The 15,663-nt window shown below is 56.6% G+C and carries 16 protein-coding genes; 9 read left to right on the top strand and 7 right to left on the bottom strand.

The annotated features are described in order from the left end of the window. Nucleotides 1-99 precede the first annotated feature (99 nt). Nucleotides 100-480 (top strand): VOC family protein, encoded by a 381-nt coding sequence (locus ACXADJ_RS17545; RefSeq protein ID WP_475068542.1) that lies wholly within the window; start codon nucleotides 100-102, stop codon nucleotides 478-480. A 146-nt stretch (nucleotides 481-626) separates the two neighbouring features. After that, a complete protein-coding gene (locus ACXADJ_RS17540) occupies nucleotides 627-1,073 on the top strand; it encodes a pseudoazurin (protein ID WP_475068539.1) in 447 nt (148 codons plus the stop codon). 100 nt (nucleotides 1,074-1,173) lie between these two features. Here the strand turns inward: ACXADJ_RS17540 and ACXADJ_RS17535 are convergent, their stop codons facing one another. Then, nucleotides 1,174-1,590: a hypothetical protein gene (locus ACXADJ_RS17535; RefSeq protein WP_475068536.1), complete on the bottom strand. Its 417-nt coding sequence runs from the start codon at nucleotides 1,588-1,590 to the stop codon at nucleotides 1,174-1,176. Nucleotides 1,591-1,814: 224 nt separating this feature from the next. On the opposite strand from ACXADJ_RS17535, the gene ACXADJ_RS17530 reads away from it, so the two are divergent. From ACXADJ_RS17530 to ACXADJ_RS17505, 6 genes are all read left to right on the top strand, one after another. Continuing rightward, nucleotides 1,815-2,351 (top strand): sigma-70 family RNA polymerase sigma factor, encoded by a 537-nt coding sequence (locus ACXADJ_RS17530; RefSeq protein WP_475068533.1) that lies wholly within the window; start codon nucleotides 1,815-1,817, stop codon nucleotides 2,349-2,351. Then, on the top strand, nucleotides 2,348-3,307 hold the full coding sequence (locus ACXADJ_RS17525; RefSeq protein WP_475068529.1) for a FecR domain-containing protein: 960 nt from the start codon (nucleotides 2,348-2,350) through the stop codon (nucleotides 3,305-3,307). Before ACXADJ_RS17530 ends, ACXADJ_RS17525 begins: the two co-directional genes overlap by 4 nt. Before the next feature lie 154 nt (nucleotides 3,308-3,461). Further along, nucleotides 3,462-5,780 carry a TonB-dependent receptor gene (locus ACXADJ_RS17520; RefSeq protein WP_475068526.1) on the top strand — a complete coding sequence of 773 codons (2,319 nt, stop codon included), beginning with the start codon at nucleotides 3,462-3,464 and terminating at the stop codon, nucleotides 5,778-5,780. Between the two features lie 13 nt (nucleotides 5,781-5,793). Then, on the top strand, nucleotides 5,794-6,132 hold the full coding sequence (locus ACXADJ_RS17515; protein ID WP_475068524.1) for a hypothetical protein: 339 nt from the start codon (nucleotides 5,794-5,796) through the stop codon (nucleotides 6,130-6,132). A 1-nt stretch (nucleotide 6,133) separates the two neighbouring features. After that, nucleotides 6,134-6,427, top strand: coding sequence for a hypothetical protein (locus ACXADJ_RS17510; protein WP_475068522.1), 294 nt, complete (start codon nucleotides 6,134-6,136; stop codon nucleotides 6,425-6,427). Between the two features lie 55 nt (nucleotides 6,428-6,482). Beyond that, complete coding sequence (locus ACXADJ_RS17505) at nucleotides 6,483-8,057, top strand: PepSY-associated TM helix domain-containing protein (RefSeq protein ID WP_475068520.1); 1,575 nt, start codon at nucleotides 6,483-6,485, stop codon at nucleotides 8,055-8,057. A 20-nt stretch (nucleotides 8,058-8,077) separates the two neighbouring features. Here the strand turns inward: ACXADJ_RS17505 and ACXADJ_RS17500 are convergent, their stop codons facing one another. Both ACXADJ_RS17500 and ACXADJ_RS17495 read right to left on the bottom strand, forming a co-directional pair. Continuing rightward, nucleotides 8,078-9,295, bottom strand: a complete 1,218-nt coding sequence (locus ACXADJ_RS17500) for an ABC transporter permease (RefSeq protein ID WP_475068518.1) — start codon at nucleotides 9,293-9,295, stop codon at nucleotides 8,078-8,080. A gap of 1 nt (nucleotide 9,296) precedes the next feature. After that, on the bottom strand, nucleotides 9,297-9,986 hold the full coding sequence (locus ACXADJ_RS17495) for an ABC transporter ATP-binding protein (protein WP_475068515.1): 690 nt from the start codon (nucleotides 9,984-9,986) through the stop codon (nucleotides 9,297-9,299). A gap of 63 nt (nucleotides 9,987-10,049) precedes the next feature. Here ACXADJ_RS17495 and ACXADJ_RS17490 point away from each other — a divergent pair, with 63 nt between their 5' ends. Beyond that, nucleotides 10,050-10,664: a DUF3299 domain-containing protein gene (locus ACXADJ_RS17490; RefSeq protein ID WP_475068513.1), complete on the top strand. Its 615-nt coding sequence runs from the start codon at nucleotides 10,050-10,052 to the stop codon at nucleotides 10,662-10,664. Nucleotides 10,665-10,753: 89 nt separating this feature from the next. Here the strand turns inward: ACXADJ_RS17490 and ACXADJ_RS17485 are convergent, their stop codons facing one another. The 4 genes from ACXADJ_RS17485 to ACXADJ_RS17470 form a co-directional block, all read right to left on the bottom strand. Next, entirely contained in the window at nucleotides 10,754-11,482 is a 729-nt protein-coding gene (locus tag ACXADJ_RS17485) for a ZrgA family zinc uptake protein (protein ID WP_475068510.1), read from the bottom strand. Further along, entirely contained in the window at nucleotides 11,479-12,648 is a 1,170-nt protein-coding gene (locus tag ACXADJ_RS17480; RefSeq protein WP_475068508.1) for an acetyltransferase domain-containing protein, read from the bottom strand. The genes ACXADJ_RS17485 and ACXADJ_RS17480 overlap by 4 nt, the downstream gene beginning before the upstream one ends. Before the next feature lie 103 nt (nucleotides 12,649-12,751). Then, nucleotides 12,752-14,881 carry a TonB-dependent siderophore receptor gene (locus tag ACXADJ_RS17475; protein WP_475068506.1) on the bottom strand — a complete coding sequence of 710 codons (2,130 nt, stop codon included), beginning with the start codon at nucleotides 14,879-14,881 and terminating at the stop codon, nucleotides 12,752-12,754. 360 nt (nucleotides 14,882-15,241) lie between these two features. Beyond that, nucleotides 15,242-15,454 carry a heavy-metal-associated domain-containing protein gene (locus tag ACXADJ_RS17470; RefSeq protein WP_475068504.1) on the bottom strand — a complete coding sequence of 71 codons (213 nt, stop codon included), beginning with the start codon at nucleotides 15,452-15,454 and terminating at the stop codon, nucleotides 15,242-15,244. Nucleotides 15,455-15,663 lie beyond the last annotated feature (209 nt).

Here is a 15,663-nt window from a genome sequence, read left to right as displayed (position 1 = left end):
GCGGATATCAAATTCGGCAACCTGCAATTCCAACATATGGCTCTACTTGGCTCACGGCCGGGGGTAATCTGGGGTCAACCATCACCCAGGTGTCTCACCATGACCACTCACGCACTAAATAGCATTGAAATCAAAGCCTTTGTCCCAGCTCGGGACTTTGAACTGTCGAAGCAGTTTTATCAGGACATGGGCTTCACCATGGCGTCTGACGAAGGCGGCATTGCTTACTTTCACCATCAAAATTGCAGTTTTCTGCTGCAGGATTTCTACCACCCAGAACACGCCGGAAACGTGATGATGCACTTGCTGGTGAGTGATGTTGACGGCTGGTACGAGGCATTGTTGCAGCAGGATTTGCCAGCAAAGTACGGCGTGCGTCTTGGGCAGCCGGTCGACCAGCCATGGAAGATGCGGGATTTCGTTGTCACCGACCCGTCCGGTGTACTTTGGCGCATTGGCCAGAATATTCAGCAACCATGAGCCCCGTCGGAATAATGAAGCACGACTATTTGATGTCTCTCACGTCCGAGACGTTTAGCCCAAAAGTACAAATAAGAATCATTTACATAACACTAATCAAGCTCTAGGCTTGGAGGTTCCTCGCTTTCGGAGTCAAGAGTCAGCCTATGAAAACCTTACCCCTGTTAGTTGCCATGACATTGGGCCTGACGGCCGTTACCGCACAGGCAGCCGAGCATACCGTTGCCATGAAAAATACCGGTGCCGAAGGCATGATGGTGTTTGAACCTGCGGTACTGAATGTGGCGGTGGGTGATACCGTCAAGTTTGTGCCGACGGATATGGCGCACAACTCCCAATCTGTGGATACCCTCAAACCGGCCGGTAGTGCCAGCTGGTTGGGTGCCATCAATGAGCCGGTTACGGTCACGATCGACAAGGAAGGTGTGTACGTCTATCAGTGTGCGCCGCACGCCATGATGGGCATGGTCGGTGTCGTGGTGGCTGGCAAGCCGGTCAATCTGGAACAGGTGAAAGCCGATTCCAAAGCCCTGACCGCTACTTTTATGATGAACCAGACTCGTCTGGATGATTATCTGGCACAGGTAAAATAATCTGCGCATAAAGCGCCTGGGCATCAATAACCCGGGCGTAAAAAAGCCGCCTGTTGCCATCACCAACAACAGGCGGCTTCACGGTTAGGCCAGTCGCCCCTCACATCCCTTTACGACTGTGCCAACCTTCCTTGCGCTCCACCCGGGAGCGACGAAACATCGGGGCAATGTTGTTGCCCTGCTGGGTGCAGGCATCACGGGCGGCCAATTCCGCCGCGTCACACGCCATTGCACACTCGAACACGTAATCTGCTTCAACATCCGACCGCTGTTGCTCACTTTGCAATTTGAACACCAGCTGCAGCCGCATCATCAGCGCCTGCAATGGCTTGTCGAATTGCTCCAGCACCTGCAATTGGGCGTCAAAACGTTGCAACAGCTGTTGCAGTGACGAGGTTGTCGGACTGGTTTGCAGCGCCACACTGGCCAGGTACAGCGCGGTGTTGGCTTGCTCGTGGGCAATCAGATACTTGTCGTGGCGCACAATGCGTTGCGCCCGTTGTTCGGGAGTTTCCATAGTGGCAGTGTCGCTTGCTGTCTTCAGTGTGTGTTCAAGTGCGTTCCCATTCCACAAAGACTAACAATAACGATTCTCATTTGCGACAGTGTTTTGACAATTTTTTCAAACTGACTGGCTGATTCGCAAATTCATGTCAATATCATCACCCACACTTGATAATAATTCTTATTTGAGGCTAGCATAAACATTACCCCCCATTGATGTTCTGCCCGGACTCAGCCATGAACCAGCCCGATCATTCCCAGGATTCCAGCATCGAAACCCTCTACCTCGAGAACCATCGCTGGTTGCAGGGCTGGATGAACAAGAAATTGGGCTGCTCGTTTCGCGCCGCCGATTTGATGCACGATACCTTTGTGCGCCTGTTAGGACGCGAACAACAACCTGCCATGGAACAACCTTCGGCCTACCTGATGACCGTGGCCAAACGGGTTCTGGTGGATCACTGGCGACGGGAACAGCTGGAACAAGCCTACCTGGAAGCGTTGGAACAGCTGCCGCAAGACGTCGCGCCGTCGGCCGAGTTGCAGCACGAAGTCTTCGACACCCTGCTGGAAATTGACCGTCGTCTGGATGGTTTGCCAACCCCGGTGAAACAAGCCTTCCTGCTGGCACGCCTCGACGGCATGAAGCTGGCAGCCATTGCCGAACGACTCAATATTTCGCAAAGCACTGTTAAACGTTATCTGGTGCAAGCCAGTGCCCAGTGCTATTTCGCACTGACGCTGGAACACAGCAGCACGGAGAACGACGCATGATTCAGGGCGCACCGATCCCACACCAGATTGCCCAGCGGGCCGTCGAGCTGCTGGTAGAATGGCAAATGTCAGAACAGCCGCAGCAAGCACGCCAGCAGATCGACCAATGGCGCAGCCAACACCCGGACCATGAACGTGCATGGCAACACATGGAACAGGTAAACCAGCAGTTTGAGCAGCTCAGCAGTGGCCCGGCGCAACAAGCGCTGATGCAACCGAGCAACCGTCGTCAAATGCTGAAAACCCTGGCGCTGGCGGCCTTTGCGGTTGGCGTGTCGATTCCGGCCTGGCGCTCGGACACCCTGCAAGGCCTGCTGGCGGCCCCTTACCGCACCGGCAAGGGCGAGCAAGGCAGCTGGACGCTGGCCGACGGCTCTTTGCTGAAGCTCAACAGCGACAGCGCCGTGCGGGTGCACTTTGGCCCCGGCCAGCGCGACATTGAATTACTGTATGGCGAAGCCTATGTCGAAACCGGCCATGCAAACGCGCAACTGGCCAGTCATCAGGCGCTGACCGTTCGTACCCGCGACGGCCTGGTCACCCCACTGGGAACCCGCTTCAACGTTCACGAGCAACAGCAAAGTATCCATGTGCAGGTGTATCAGGGAGCGGTGCGTTTGCAGCCCCGTTATGGCTCAGCCAGCAACATTGAAGCGGGCTGGCAAGCCAGCTTCAACAACGCCAGCAGCACCACTGCCAGACCGCTAAGCCAGCCGCAGCCAGCCTGGACCCAGGGCATGATCGTCGCCGACAACATGCGGCTGGACGACTTTCTGCGCGAACTGAACCGCTATCGTCACGGGGTTTTGCAAGTCGACCCGGCCGCTGCCGACTTACGGGTGTCAGGCACCTACCCGATCGATCAGGCCGATATTGCCCTTGATCACCTGGCCAGCATTTTGCCCGTAAAAGTACAGCGCTTTACCGAGCTGTGGATTCGGGTTCTGCCCGAATAACCCGGCGCTCTGACACGCCAGAGCAGCCCCCATCGCGTAATTCCGAAAAATTGCTAAAAAATTTGAGCTGATTTTGATTCTCATTCGACAAGGTATTCAGAACACCTGAAAACGTCGTCTGACATCACCCAAGAACCAGCTGTCGGGAATACCCATGCATCGCTCGAAATTCACAAAACACCCTCTGTCGTTGATGGTCAGCGCGTCGCTGGCCCTGCTGCCTGCTGCCAGTGTGCTGGCACCTGCACTGTTGGCGTCCGCCAGCGCTAACGCCCAGACACCAGTCAATGCCGTTATCCAGTACAACATTCCCGCTGGCAGCCTGACCAAGGCGCTGAACCTGCTGGGCCAGCAATCGGGACTGGTATTGATGTATTCCCCCAGCCTGACCGCAGGGCTGAGCACCCCGGGGCTGACGGGCAGCATGACGGTGGAACAGGCCCTCGACAGCCTGCTGGCCAGCACCGAGCTGGTGTACACCATTAACGGCAATCGCGTGACCCTGATTGAAAATAGCGTCGATGGCGACGACATTGCCCTGCCGCCCATCACGGTGACTGGCGAACGGGTAAAACGCTCCCTGCGCGAAACCGCCTCCAGCGTCGAAGTGATGGATGCAGCCAGCATCGAGCAACACACCTCGATCACCTCCGGTAACGACCTCAACGCCTTGGTCAGCAACCAGGTAGGCAACGAAACGACCAACTATGCGCCGGCTGTTCGTGGTCTGGATGGCACCGGCCCGGCTCGCGGCGCCATTGCCTTCTTCGCTGGCACCCGCTCCCGTCTGGGGCTGATCATTGACGGTCGTCCGGCGGGCTTCAACGAGCTGGTGTTTGCCGACTCCTCCCTGTGGGATGTCGAGCAGGTCGAGGTGTATCGCGGTCCCCAAAGCACACTGAATGGTCGCAACTCCATTGCCGGTGCCATGGTGATGAAAACCAAAGACCCCAGCTTTACCCCGGAAGGTGCGGCCCGGGTGGCCTTCGGTAACAACAACAGCCGTCAGTATGCAGCGGCGGTATCGGCTCCGATCAACAGTGACTGGGCCTTCCGGGTAGCCGGTGAATACAAGGCCCGCGACAGCTTTATCGACTTTGAAGGCTACGAGGCGGATGAAAATCCGGGCGAGTTCCGCTCCAACAACGTACGCGCCAAATTGCTGTATCAGCCGGATGCCAACCCCGACCTCACCAACCTGATCACCGTCAGCTATCAGGACTACCACGGCCCACAAGGCGAGCAACTGGTATACCCCTTCTCGGACCACCAGCCAGACTCCGCCCAAACCGCGACCTTCAGCCCCAAGAGCACCAACGCCAGCATGGAAACCGTGGTGCCGCTGAACAGCGACTGGCAACTGGAAAATACCCTCAGCTGGTCGGACTTCAACATCAATCGCACGGTGCCGACCGCCGGTCGGGGTAACGTCGACATTGAGGGCAGTGAATACCTGCTGGAGCCGCGCCTGCGTTACACCGGCAGCCAAACCATCAGCGGCTTTGTTGGCCTGTACCTGTTCAATTCCAGCCAGGACGAGGACATTGACCTGTGGGCCAGCCTCTACGACGACGCCACCCGCACCACCGCCATTTTTGGTGAATCGCAAATTCAGCTGAGCCAGGCACTGCAACTGACGTTGGGTGGCCGTTATGAACGCGAGCATCGTCAGCGCGAAGGGGGCGGCAGCTTTGCAGCGTCCAACGTTGATCTGGACGAAACCTACTCGGCCTTTATGCCCAAGCTGGGGCTGGGCTACCAGTTGTCCACCAGCACCACCGTCGGCCTGCAGGTTTCCAAAGGCTTTAACGGTGGCGGTGCCGGGGTGACCTTCGCCGACCCATACACCTCGTACGAGTACGACCCGGAAACCGTCTGGAACTACGAGGCCTACCTGCGCTCCAGCCTGCTGAACAACCATCTGGCGGTCAACGCCAACGCCTTCTACGCCGATTACACCGATATGCAGCTGCCTTACCAGTTGGCATCTGAGTCGATCGTGATTCGCAACGCCGAATCGGTGCAAACCTACGGTCTGGAAACCGGCGTGCAGTGGCTGCCTGTGGACCACATCAGCGTTTCAGGCGACATCGGCCTGCTGCAAACCGACATCAGCAAATACCCGGACTCCAGCTATCAGGGCAATGAGCTGCCACGCTCTCCAGACCTGACCAGCTCACTGGCGGTGAACTACTCCGACGATGACATCGAACTGGGACTGAACGCCCGTTACACCAGCGCCTACTACGTTGATATCGACAACACCGAACGTGTCAAAACCAGCGCTTTCTGGGTTGCCAACGCCGAAGCGGCCTGGAAGTACAACAACCTGCGCCTGTTCGGCTACATCAAGAACCTGTTCGATGCCGACGACGTCACCTACTACCGCACCGTGGGTGCCACTCAGGCGGACGACGTTGCCTACATTGTGCAACCGCGTAACGCCGGTGTTGGCGTTGATATGAAGTTCTGATCAAGTTCCGATGATGACAACGTCTGCGCTCACCCCATGGCTGGGACTACTGCTGTGCGGTGCCAGTGCGGCGAGCTGTTGGTACCGTTCGTCCGGCGGTACCAGCCAGCGCCGTACGTGGCTACCGGGACTGCTGCTGTGGATAACCGCACTGATCTGCTGGCACCAGAACGTCAACCTGCTGGCGGCGGTGTGCATCACCACCGCCTTGTGGATGGCCGCCTGCCTGCTGCTGTTGTTCCTGATACCTCTGGTGCCTCTGATTCGAAAGCCACCCGGCCGCCCTGCTCCGGCAAATTCGACACCGGACTTGCCAGCGAACTTGCCACCCGACGCTTCAGGAAACCGCTGATATGACATTTGCAATGCCTCGTTCCCGCCGCCACACCTCGCTGTGGCTGCGGGTAGTGGCTGGGGCCGTCGGTGGCTTACTGCTGTCGATTGCCCTCGCCGGACTGTACGGCTGGAGTAGCCGTGATGGCATGGCCGACCGCTACATGCTGCTGCTGTGGCTGTTTATTCCCGTCTGGGTGGCCTTTTTCAGTCTCTGCATCTGGTGCAAACAGGCGCGCATCGCCTGGCTGCTGATGATTGGGCTCAATGTGATCTGCTGGCTCGGGCTTTATGCCTTGCAACAGGCTCCCTGACGGTTCAGACAACTCCAAAATCCATAAAAAGAGAATCCATAAAAAGAGACACCCCATGAAGTTGCAACCCGTGACCCTGCAGAGCTTCAAACTGATACACACCTGGGTCGGACTGCTGGCAAGCCTGCTGCTGTTTATCGCGTTTTTTGCCGGCACCATCACCCTGTTCCGCGATGCAATTACCCACTGGCAGTATCAGCAAAATCAGTTGCTGACCGACGAATCACTGGCGCTGGTGCCCGACTTTGTCGACGCCATCGTCTCCCATGACCCAGTTGCCCAGCGGGGCATGCGCATTGCCCTGCCCGGTGGCCATGAACCGGGGCTGATGGCGGAGTGGCGCAAGCCCGACGGCGAAGTAGGCAGTGCGGCGCTGAACAAGGATGGCTCGTTGCACTTTGGCGAAGAGGTGGTCAGCCCGTTGTCGAAAGTGGTCGACCATCTGCACCGCAGCGCCGGTATTCCCGGCCACGAAGGGGAATGGATCATGGGCACCGCCGCACTGCTATACGGCGTGGCGCTGGTGTCCGGAGTGATGCTGTTTTTGCCAACCCTGCTGCGGGACCTGTTCAGCTGGCGTCCGGATTCACCGGTACGGCGGCTATGGCTCAACGCCCACGCCGCCATCGGTACCCTGAGCTTGCCGTTTCATATCGTTTTCGCCCTGACCGGCGCAGTGATGTGTTTGCACGACCCTATGTTTGAAATCATGAACAAGGTGATTTACCCGGACAACGGCCGCCAACTGATGATGCAAGCAGTGCTGCCACACCAGTTAGCGCCCGACGACAGCCCGGCGACGTCGCGGCCGACGCTGGAGATCGTCAAAGCCGTGCAAGCCGAACACCCGGGCTTTGAGCCCTACGGCATAATGGTCACCAACCCTGGTCGCGCCGATGCCGTAGTTTCCATCATGGGCGATATGCCGGGCATTCTGGCGCACCGGGTGCGGGTGGTTGTCGCTGGCGTCAGCGGCGACATCATGGGGGTTCAAATGCCGGGAGAGCGTCCTGCCGGGATGGCTGCTTTATCGGGCTTTTTTGCCCTCCACTATGGCGACTATGGTGCCGACCTGATGCCGTCGGATGGCCGCTCCAGTGGCCTGCTGTTGATGTCGACCTATTGCCTGCTGGGGCTGCTGGGGTGCGTGCTGTTCTTCTCCGGTAACCTGTTATGGCTGGAAGCTCGCCGTAACAAGCGAGCGGCCTTGCAAGCACGCAGTCACCGCTTGTTGGCATCACTGACAGTAGGAATCTGCGCCGGTTGCTGTCTGGCCATTGCCAGCCTGTTTGCACTGACCCGGCTAGAGCTGTTGAACAACCAGCAGCCGCTGATCGACCTCCTCAGTGGCTATTGGTTGGTGTTGGCGCTCGCCTGTGGTTGGGCAATGTGGCGGCCCGCCGCATTGGCGTGTCGGGATTTGCTGGCCGCCAGCGGCGTGATGTGTGCCGTCACCCTGTGCCTGAGCCTGATCTATGCCGCTGGCATTATCGGTCAGGCGGTTGAACTGACGGCCGTCGACGCGGCCTTGCTGGTCAGCGCCATTGGGTTTCTGTTGCTGGCCCGCAAGGTTCACCTGCGGGCCCTGCACGGTGTGGCCAACAGCGTCTGGTCAACTCAGCCGGGCTGACCAACGCACCTCGTGATGCCTCAGTGGGCATCACTGTGCAGCTGCTTGAGTAAGGTCTTGCGGCTGGCACGCCAGGCCAATGGAGCCGCGACCAATAAGGTGATGCCCAACAGACTGCCAAACCAGATCAACATATCCAGGTCAGGTTGCAAGGCGGCCATTGGAATCCCCAGCCAACGTTCCAACCAATAGCCCGCCAGCGCGGTGCCACCCCAGGTCAGCAACAGCCCACTGACCAGTGCCACCAGAGTAATCAACAGCACTTCCATTTCAATCAGCGCAAACAGGGGCCACGGCCCTGCCCCTAACGTCCGCAAGGTAGCGAATTCGCCCTGTCGCTGCTGTAAATTCACCAACAGCAAGGTGATCATACCCAGCAGTGAAGATAGCAACACCAACGCCGATATTGAGCGCAGGCCATTCTCGACCCAGCTGAGGTTTTCCCACAGCAGGCTCAGCTCCACGCCGGGCAAAATCGCCATCAGGGCTTCGTCCGGGTATTCGTTAATGGCCCGCTGCAACACAAAGGTATAAATACGATTTTTAAGGCCAAACAGCGCCGCACTGACGCTTTGTGGATGGTCACGGCCTGATTCGGCAAACGAGTGTCCATGAATCGCATCCATGGCATCCAGATTAATAAACACCGTCTGGTCTACCGGGGTGCCCGTGGGTTTAAGAATGCCCACCACCGTAAACGGGTGATCCGAGTGTTGGGTAAAGCTGGTTTTGCCGGAGCCATGCGACAGTACCAGCTGATGCCCCATGCCATAGCCCAGCTGACGGGCCACTGCCGCGCCAATCACCACGTCCTTATTGGTTTCGAACTTGTGCCCTTGCTGCCAGGCCAGTGGCTTTTTCTGGCCGTATTTGAAGTGTTCAAAAAAACCGTCGGTGGTGGCAATGACCCGATGACCACGATGGGTGTCGCCCATCGAAATCGGCACTGCCCACGCCACCTGTTTCTGGTTTTGCCAATGATCAAACGCTTCCCAGCTGACATTACGGGTCGGACTGCCAATGCCAAACAGGGAGCTGAGTAACAGGTTGGTAGAGCCGGTGCGAGCCCCCACAATCAGGTCCGTACCGGATACCGTACCCTGAAAGGTGCTCTGCACTTCACTGCGAACGTGCTGCACCGCCAGCTGCACGGCAAAGGCAATCGACATGGCCAGCACAATCAGACCTACCGTTACCCGGCGGTGCCACAAACTCTTACGCGCGATACGCCACAACATATCAGTCATCCCCTTGTGTCTGGTCACTGCCATCACGAACGATTTGCTGCAACGACAGCGCCTGATCAAACAGCGACGCATGGCGCTTGTCGTGGCTGATCATCAGCACGGTGGTTTCCGGTTCGAGGGTTTCCAACAGCAGGTGCATAAAAGCATCGGCCGATTCATAGTCGAGCGATGACGTCGGTTCATCCACCAGCACCAGCGGTGGCTGATTGACTAACGCCCGTGCAATAGCAACCCGCTGCTGCTGCCCCTGACTGAGCTGATGGGCTGGTTGATGTGTGATGCCGTCCGGTAACTGCAAATGCTGTAACAGTTCGCCAATACGATCACCAAGATCCTCACTGTGTTTGTTTGCCAGACGGGCCGCCAAACCAATGTTCTCGGCCACGGTCAGATAAGGCAGCAAATGCAGTTGCTGGGATACCAGGCCAATATTGGCCGCCCGAAAACGATCCATCACCGTGCTTTTCATGGTGGTAATATCGTTGCCCAGTAAATGGATTTGCCCTTGCTGTGGCGGCATCAAGCCACACAGCAAACGCAACAGCGTGGATTTACCACTGCCCGACCGACCGTACAGGAAGCAACGCTGGCCCTGCTCCAGTTGCCAATGGGGAATGTCGAGGTTGGCTGGTTGGTCCTTGTGATAGGAAAACAACAGCCTGTTCAGTTCGATAGCCAACATGGTCTGCTCATGCGTCCAAGTGTGTTATAGGGTAACAGGCATAAACGACAGCGGATTAATTCAATGATTCCCACTATGCCGGCAATAACGCTTGCCCGTTTGTTCGCCTGTGCGCGCCGCAGCATGGCTGCTTTGAGCCTGGTTAGCCTGATGTTTGTCAGCAGCCTGGTTCAGGCAGCAACCTACCCGGAAATTGACTGGACCGATTTGCTTCCCGATAGCGATCTGGAAGCACTGGAGAACCGGCCGGACTTTATTAACAACATTGCTGAAGGTTCCGCAGCAGACCAGGGCGGCAGCTTGCCATCCAGCGATTTGACCTTGGAACAGTCGGCTGCCTGGCAACGCTACGACGCGGCGCTGAAATCAACCACTACCCGGCCAGAGTTTGATGGCCGTAAGGTGAAGATTCCGGGATTCGTTGTACCACTGGATTTTGACGAAAATCAGAACGTCAGCGAATTTTTTCTGGTGCCGTTTTTCGGGGCCTGCATTCACGTGCCGCCGCCACCACCCAACCAGATCATTCATGTACAGCTGTCAGCGCCTTATCAGATGGAGTCCATTGCTGATCCGGTATGGCTGACAGGCACCATGCAGATTGAAGAAACCGCCAACGATCTGGGCGCTTCGGCCTACTCGCTGGATGTGAAAACCATCAAGCCCTACTACGACTGAGGGCTCACTGAACAGGATGCAGGCCATCCTGTCTCAGCTTCAAACACAGAGGGCAGGCACTGGTGCCCACCCTCTGTTGGCAAACCGATTTATCTCAATTCCAGCTTGCGATCTTCCGTCCAGCTTGTAGCACCTTGCCCGGCATCGGTAATCCATTGCAGCTTGAGCGTGCTAATACCCGGGAAGCTGTCGAACAGCTTGCTGGTTAGCACCAGATCGGCGTTGGATTCGCAGGTAAACGACCAGCTGGCTTCAAGGTCTGAGTGTGCGCTCTCTTCATGGCCGTGATCATGCTCTTCATGGCCGTGATCATGGTCTTCGTGGTCATGATCATGGTCTTCGTGGTCATGATCATGGTCTTCGTGGTCGTGACCATGGTCTTCGTGGTCGTGATCATGGTCTTCGTGGTCGTGATCATGGTCTTCGTGGTCATGATCGTGCTCTTCGTGGTCATGATCATGGTCTTCGTGGTCATGATCATGGTCTTCGTGGTCATGCTCTTCATGGTCATCGTCCATATCCGGCAGCTCGGCATCGAAGCTGGCCACGCGACAGCCACTCACTGTGATCAATGGGGTGTTCAACTGCTGTTGCAGCTTCGCCAACGCCGCCTTGCGCTCCGGCGTATCGGCCGCGCCTTCAAAACCAACCAGATTCGCCATTGGGCTGACCAGGTTCAGCTGCAATTCATCGCCATACTGAACCAGCGTCAGGTCCGCCACGCCATGTTCGTGAGCGTGACCCGCCGCTGCCATTACCGGAGCGCTAAAACATCCCAACGCAGCGATCACCGCTGCAAGTGTCGTACGATTGTTCATAGGTATTTGATCCATGGTTGTGACGAAGCGTGCTTGTAGTGACTGAACCAACGGGTTGGCCAGTACGTAACAAACGCCATAAACGCAGTTATCAGCCAGACCTGACTGACGTGTTCAACACCAAAAAACTGGCCGTGATTCAGACCCCAAATGGCAACCGCCAGGTAGTACAGGCCCATCAGCAGGTACAAATGCAGCAGGTAAAAGAACATTGGCGCGGAGCCAAAATCGACCAACACCTGCTCAGCCTTGCTGCCTTGCAGCCGTGGACAACGCTCCAGTACCCGCAGGGTCAAGAACATGATGCCCAGCGTCAGCAGCAGGAAGTCGAGGGACGGCGGGTATTTGGTGTAGTTGAAGAAGTCCATCAGGGTGCGCACCCAGTCGCCCTGCATCTGCCAGTCGAGGGTTTCTCCGTAGAGGTTCATACCGCGCAGAATCAGCAGAACACCCAGACAGCCCAGCCCCAGATTCAACAGCCAGCACTGACGCCATTGGGCATCGGCACTGCGGGCAAACAGTGGCCCGGCGCAGTAACCCAGCAAAATCACGCCGATCCACGGCAGCAGCGGGTAGCTGACCTTGAAGCCCAGCGCCATACCAAACAAATCACCACGCCATAACATGCCGCGGTCATGGAGGATGGTCCAAAGGCCATAGCCCCACTCACCCGGCTCAAACTGAATAGGCGTCAGCGCGTTATGACCCAACGTAATCAGCAAGCCCAGCGTCAGCAGAACGCCGTAAGGCAGTCGACACAAAGCTGCCAGCACCAGCATGGTCAAACCAATCGCCCAGATCACCTGCAAGTAAATGGTATTGGCCAGTACAAACCAGAGGCCAGTCAGTACCACCACTTCGAGGAAAATCAGAAACAGCCCCCGTTTGGCCAAAAAGCCCGCCGGAGAACGGTAACCTGACGCGGGGTGGGCATAGAGCCAGGCCGACAAGCCGGTCAGGAATACAAAGGTGGGCGCGCATAAATGCGCAGCCATGCGGGTCCAGAACAACAGCGGATCAGTCTGCTGTACGTCCATCGGGTCGGTAACGTACTGATGCAGGAAAAATCGCTCGCGGGTGTGGTCGATCAACATGATCAACATCACCAGACCACGCATGGCATCAATGCTGCGGATGCGGGCTTTTTTCACGGTGGCTTGGGTCATATCAGCTGCGCCGGCAGCCATACCAGGAACGTTCAATTCGTTGTGCTCCAAACGACAAGCGGCAGCCGAAGCTGCCGTTGTTTTTTCAGGTAGTGGTGACCCGTCAGAAGGAATAGGTCACGCTGGCTTTTACCGTGCGAGGCTCGCCCGGCTGGCTCCACCACTGGTTATAACTGTTGGATATGTAGGTTTTATCAAACAGATTGTTGATTGCCAGTTTACCGCTAATGCCTTCAGCCAGTTCAACCCCGGCGTTAAGGTTCAGCAGCCAGTAGGAAGGCAGTCGATAGGACTGGTCCACGGTATCGCCCAGACGGTCGTCCACATACTGGAAAGAACCGCCGATATGAGCGGTCTTGCCTGCAATTACCAGCTCCTGACGAGCGCTGAGGCTAAGCGTGTTTTCCGGCACATTGATGATAGGCGCACCTTTTTCAATGGTCTCCCACCAGGCTGCATCGGCGTACGAGGTATTGGTGCGGGTGTTCAGGTACGCGTAGGAAACGCGGGCGCTGAGGCTCTCCGTCACATTGCCTTGCAGGTCCAGTTCCACACCGGTGCTGCGAATCTGCCCTAGTTGGGTTGAGCCGGTAGCCGCATCCTCAGCGGTGTTGGCGGTAAGGATATTGGATTTGTAGGCATCAAATACCGCCACGGTACCGGTCCAGCCCAGCAGCTGGAATTTCGAGCCAATTTCCCGCGAGAAGCTTTCTTCCGGCTCAAACATTTCGTTGGTGATGCTATCCAGACCTGTCAGCGGCATAAAGCCGGTGGAGTAGCTGTAGTAGACCATAAGGTCATCGCTAAACTCGTAGGTCAGTCCCAGTCGAGGGCTGAAGTTGTGGCCATGGCGGTCACCCTTGGTGGCCGTCTTGAGGTTGTTCAGTTGCTGGTAGTAGTTGTCATAACGCATGCCCAGCAGCAGGTGCAGACGATCGCTCAGGTCCATCTGGTTTTGCAGATACAAACCGGCGGCACGCTGGAATTCGGAGGTATTGGTATTGACGCTCATCGCCGGGGCGACCGAACCGTAGACCGGGTTGTACATATCGAGGTTGTAGTCACTACCGCGATAACGGGTCATGTAGTTATCCAAGAAGTAGCGGTAGCCGTCCGCGCCAACCATAAAATGGTGTTCGATCGCGCCAGTCTCAAAGCTGCCGCTCAGTTCCACCCGCACCGAACGGTCAACCGCGCCATAGTCGCGGTAGCGACGCTGGCGGGCGACTTCGGTAGCCTCGCCAGCGTCGCTATCGGTCACACTTGGCTGATTCCCGTAGGCCGGATCAACTTCGGTGGAATAGCCTTCCAGAGAAGAATAACGCTGGTTGAAACCGGCGCTCAGGTTCCAGTCGTTGTCGAAGCTGGTTTGCAACGTCAGCTGGTGCCCCCAGGCCTTGGAAGTAATCGGGCCGTCGTCCGGCTCGCCCAGAAAACGGCTGCGCGGCAGCGTGTCGATATCGTCGTCCAGAACCACCACACCACGATCCAGCGGCGCTTGCTGCTTGATGTATTCCATTTCATAGAACAGTGACGTGCGATCACTCAGGTCGATCAGCAAGGACGGCGACAGCGTCTGTTTGCGGAACTCAACGTGGTCGCGAAAACTGTCACTGTCTTGCCATGCACCGTTGATTCGGCCAGCAACGTTGTCAGCCAGCGCACCGGTAATATCTCCTTCCAGACGCTTGTGATCGTAACTGCCCGCCTCGGCCTTGATATGCCCTTCGCGGAAAAACTCAGGTTTCAACGTGGTGATGTTGACCGTACCACCCGGCTCCGAGCGTCCGAACAGGGCCGAGCCCGGTCCCTTGATCACCTCAACATTTTCAATGTTGGAAACGTCACGACGACCGCCATAACCACGACCACCACTGAAACCGTTGATCAGGTAGCCAGACGGCATGTTTTCATTGCCCGGGAAGCCACGCATGGCAAAGCTGTCGAACATGCCACCCATGTTGTTCTGACGCGACACCGTGGCCGACATATCCAGAACGCTTTGAAAATCGTTCAGACCGGCATCCACAATGGCGTCACGACCGAGATTTTCGATTGCCTGTGGTCGCTGGTTTTCAGGGACATCGCCCCGGTAGGCCGGCACATAGGTGGCAAACACCTCTTCCATATCGGCGTTTGCAGCGGCGTCTTCCGCCAGTACCGGTTGAATATTCAGGGCAGCAGCAGCTACCGCCAGAGCGAGCAAGTGAGGGCGAGTGTTCAAGGGCGTCATAGGTCTGATTAGTTATGATAAGAAAGAGTCAGCAATTGTGGTAATGTTATTACATTTTTATCATGAAGTTAACGTTACAGCAGAGGCTAAGCGAGGATTTTTACAAATAATAATGATTTCCAACTGCGTCACATTGTCGCAGCACAAGAAACTCCAGTGGCCTGGTGACCTGACTGAGCAGGAAAAGGCTTTAAGACTCAGGTCCCCAAAATGCCAAAAAAGAAACGCCAAAAACAAACAAGACACAAACGGACAGGATAAGCACAGAAAGAATAAGAGCAGGGAGAACAGAGCGGGAAGGGATATGGATATGGATAAAAACAGTAAGGCGCCCTGGGGCGCTCTATTAGAGGGACCGAGTTATTCAGAGGGGCCCTGGCCAGACACCCGAGCTGGAAAACCGCCGTCGTCTAACGCCTCGCACACAGCGTCAGCATCGGCTTTGGTCGTGGTTTGTACCACACCAGTTTCCAGGTCGACCGCTACCTCAGCAGCGTCATCCAGCTCATGGATGATATTGGTCACAGCTTTGACACAGCCGCCGCAGGTCATGCCTTCTACCTGTAATTTCATAAAAACCTCCAGATCACATGTTTCAGGCGTCACTTTAAAGCTTACCATGGTGGTAAGGTCAACAGTGCCAGACCAAGGATGTTGGTCAGGTGGCCTGGTTTGCCTGCGACATCAGTGCGCTCCCATCACAGAGTAACCCGCTTTCGGCAATAAATTGCCTCCTGCAAATAGATGGGAATATCGACGCGCAGGAGAAGCCGTAGGAGCAG

Source organism: Oceanobacter sp. ABM4_470, assembly GCF_056158645.1.
Note: the sequence above shows the minus strand (reverse complement) of the source record. Positions and strands in the feature narration are given on the sequence as shown.

What these genes read in the sequence shown, in the direction of transcription:
- ACXADJ_RS17510 (WP_475068522.1), top strand. Translation starts at nt 6,134, where the DNA reads ATGACATTTGCAATGCCTCGTTCCCGCCGCCACACCTCGCTGTGGCTG.
- ACXADJ_RS17470 (WP_475068504.1), bottom strand. Translation starts at nt 15,454, where the DNA reads ATGAAATTACAGGTAGAAGGCATGACCTGCGGCGGCTGTGTCAAAGCT.
- ACXADJ_RS17540 (WP_475068539.1), top strand. Translation starts at nt 627, where the DNA reads ATGAAAACCTTACCCCTGTTAGTTGCCATGACATTGGGCCTGACGGCC.
- ACXADJ_RS17475 (WP_475068506.1), bottom strand. Translation starts at nt 14,881, where the DNA reads ATGACGCCCTTGAACACTCGCCCTCACTTGCTCGCTCTGGCGGTAGCT.
- ACXADJ_RS17500 (WP_475068518.1), bottom strand. Translation starts at nt 9,295, where the DNA reads ATGTTGTGGCGTATCGCGCGTAAGAGTTTGTGGCACCGCCGGGTAACG.
- ACXADJ_RS17545 (WP_475068542.1), top strand. Translation starts at nt 100, where the DNA reads ATGACCACTCACGCACTAAATAGCATTGAAATCAAAGCCTTTGTCCCA.
- ACXADJ_RS17535 (WP_475068536.1), bottom strand. Translation starts at nt 1,590, where the DNA reads ATGGAAACTCCCGAACAACGGGCGCAACGCATTGTGCGCCACGACAAG.
- ACXADJ_RS17520 (WP_475068526.1), top strand. Translation starts at nt 3,462, where the DNA reads ATGCATCGCTCGAAATTCACAAAACACCCTCTGTCGTTGATGGTCAGC.
- ACXADJ_RS17530 (WP_475068533.1), top strand. Translation starts at nt 1,815, where the DNA reads ATGAACCAGCCCGATCATTCCCAGGATTCCAGCATCGAAACCCTCTAC.
- ACXADJ_RS17490 (WP_475068513.1), top strand. Translation starts at nt 10,050, where the DNA reads ATGATTCCCACTATGCCGGCAATAACGCTTGCCCGTTTGTTCGCCTGT.
- ACXADJ_RS17480 (WP_475068508.1), bottom strand. Translation starts at nt 12,648, where the DNA reads ATGACCCAAGCCACCGTGAAAAAAGCCCGCATCCGCAGCATTGATGCC.
- ACXADJ_RS17515 (WP_475068524.1), top strand. Translation starts at nt 5,794, where the DNA reads ATGACAACGTCTGCGCTCACCCCATGGCTGGGACTACTGCTGTGCGGT.
- ACXADJ_RS17505 (WP_475068520.1), top strand. Translation starts at nt 6,483, where the DNA reads ATGAAGTTGCAACCCGTGACCCTGCAGAGCTTCAAACTGATACACACC.
- ACXADJ_RS17495 (WP_475068515.1), bottom strand. Translation starts at nt 9,986, where the DNA reads ATGTTGGCTATCGAACTGAACAGGCTGTTGTTTTCCTATCACAAGGAC.
- ACXADJ_RS17525 (WP_475068529.1), top strand. Translation starts at nt 2,348, where the DNA reads ATGATTCAGGGCGCACCGATCCCACACCAGATTGCCCAGCGGGCCGTC.
- ACXADJ_RS17485 (WP_475068510.1), bottom strand. Translation starts at nt 11,482, where the DNA reads ATGAACAATCGTACGACACTTGCAGCGGTGATCGCTGCGTTGGGATGT.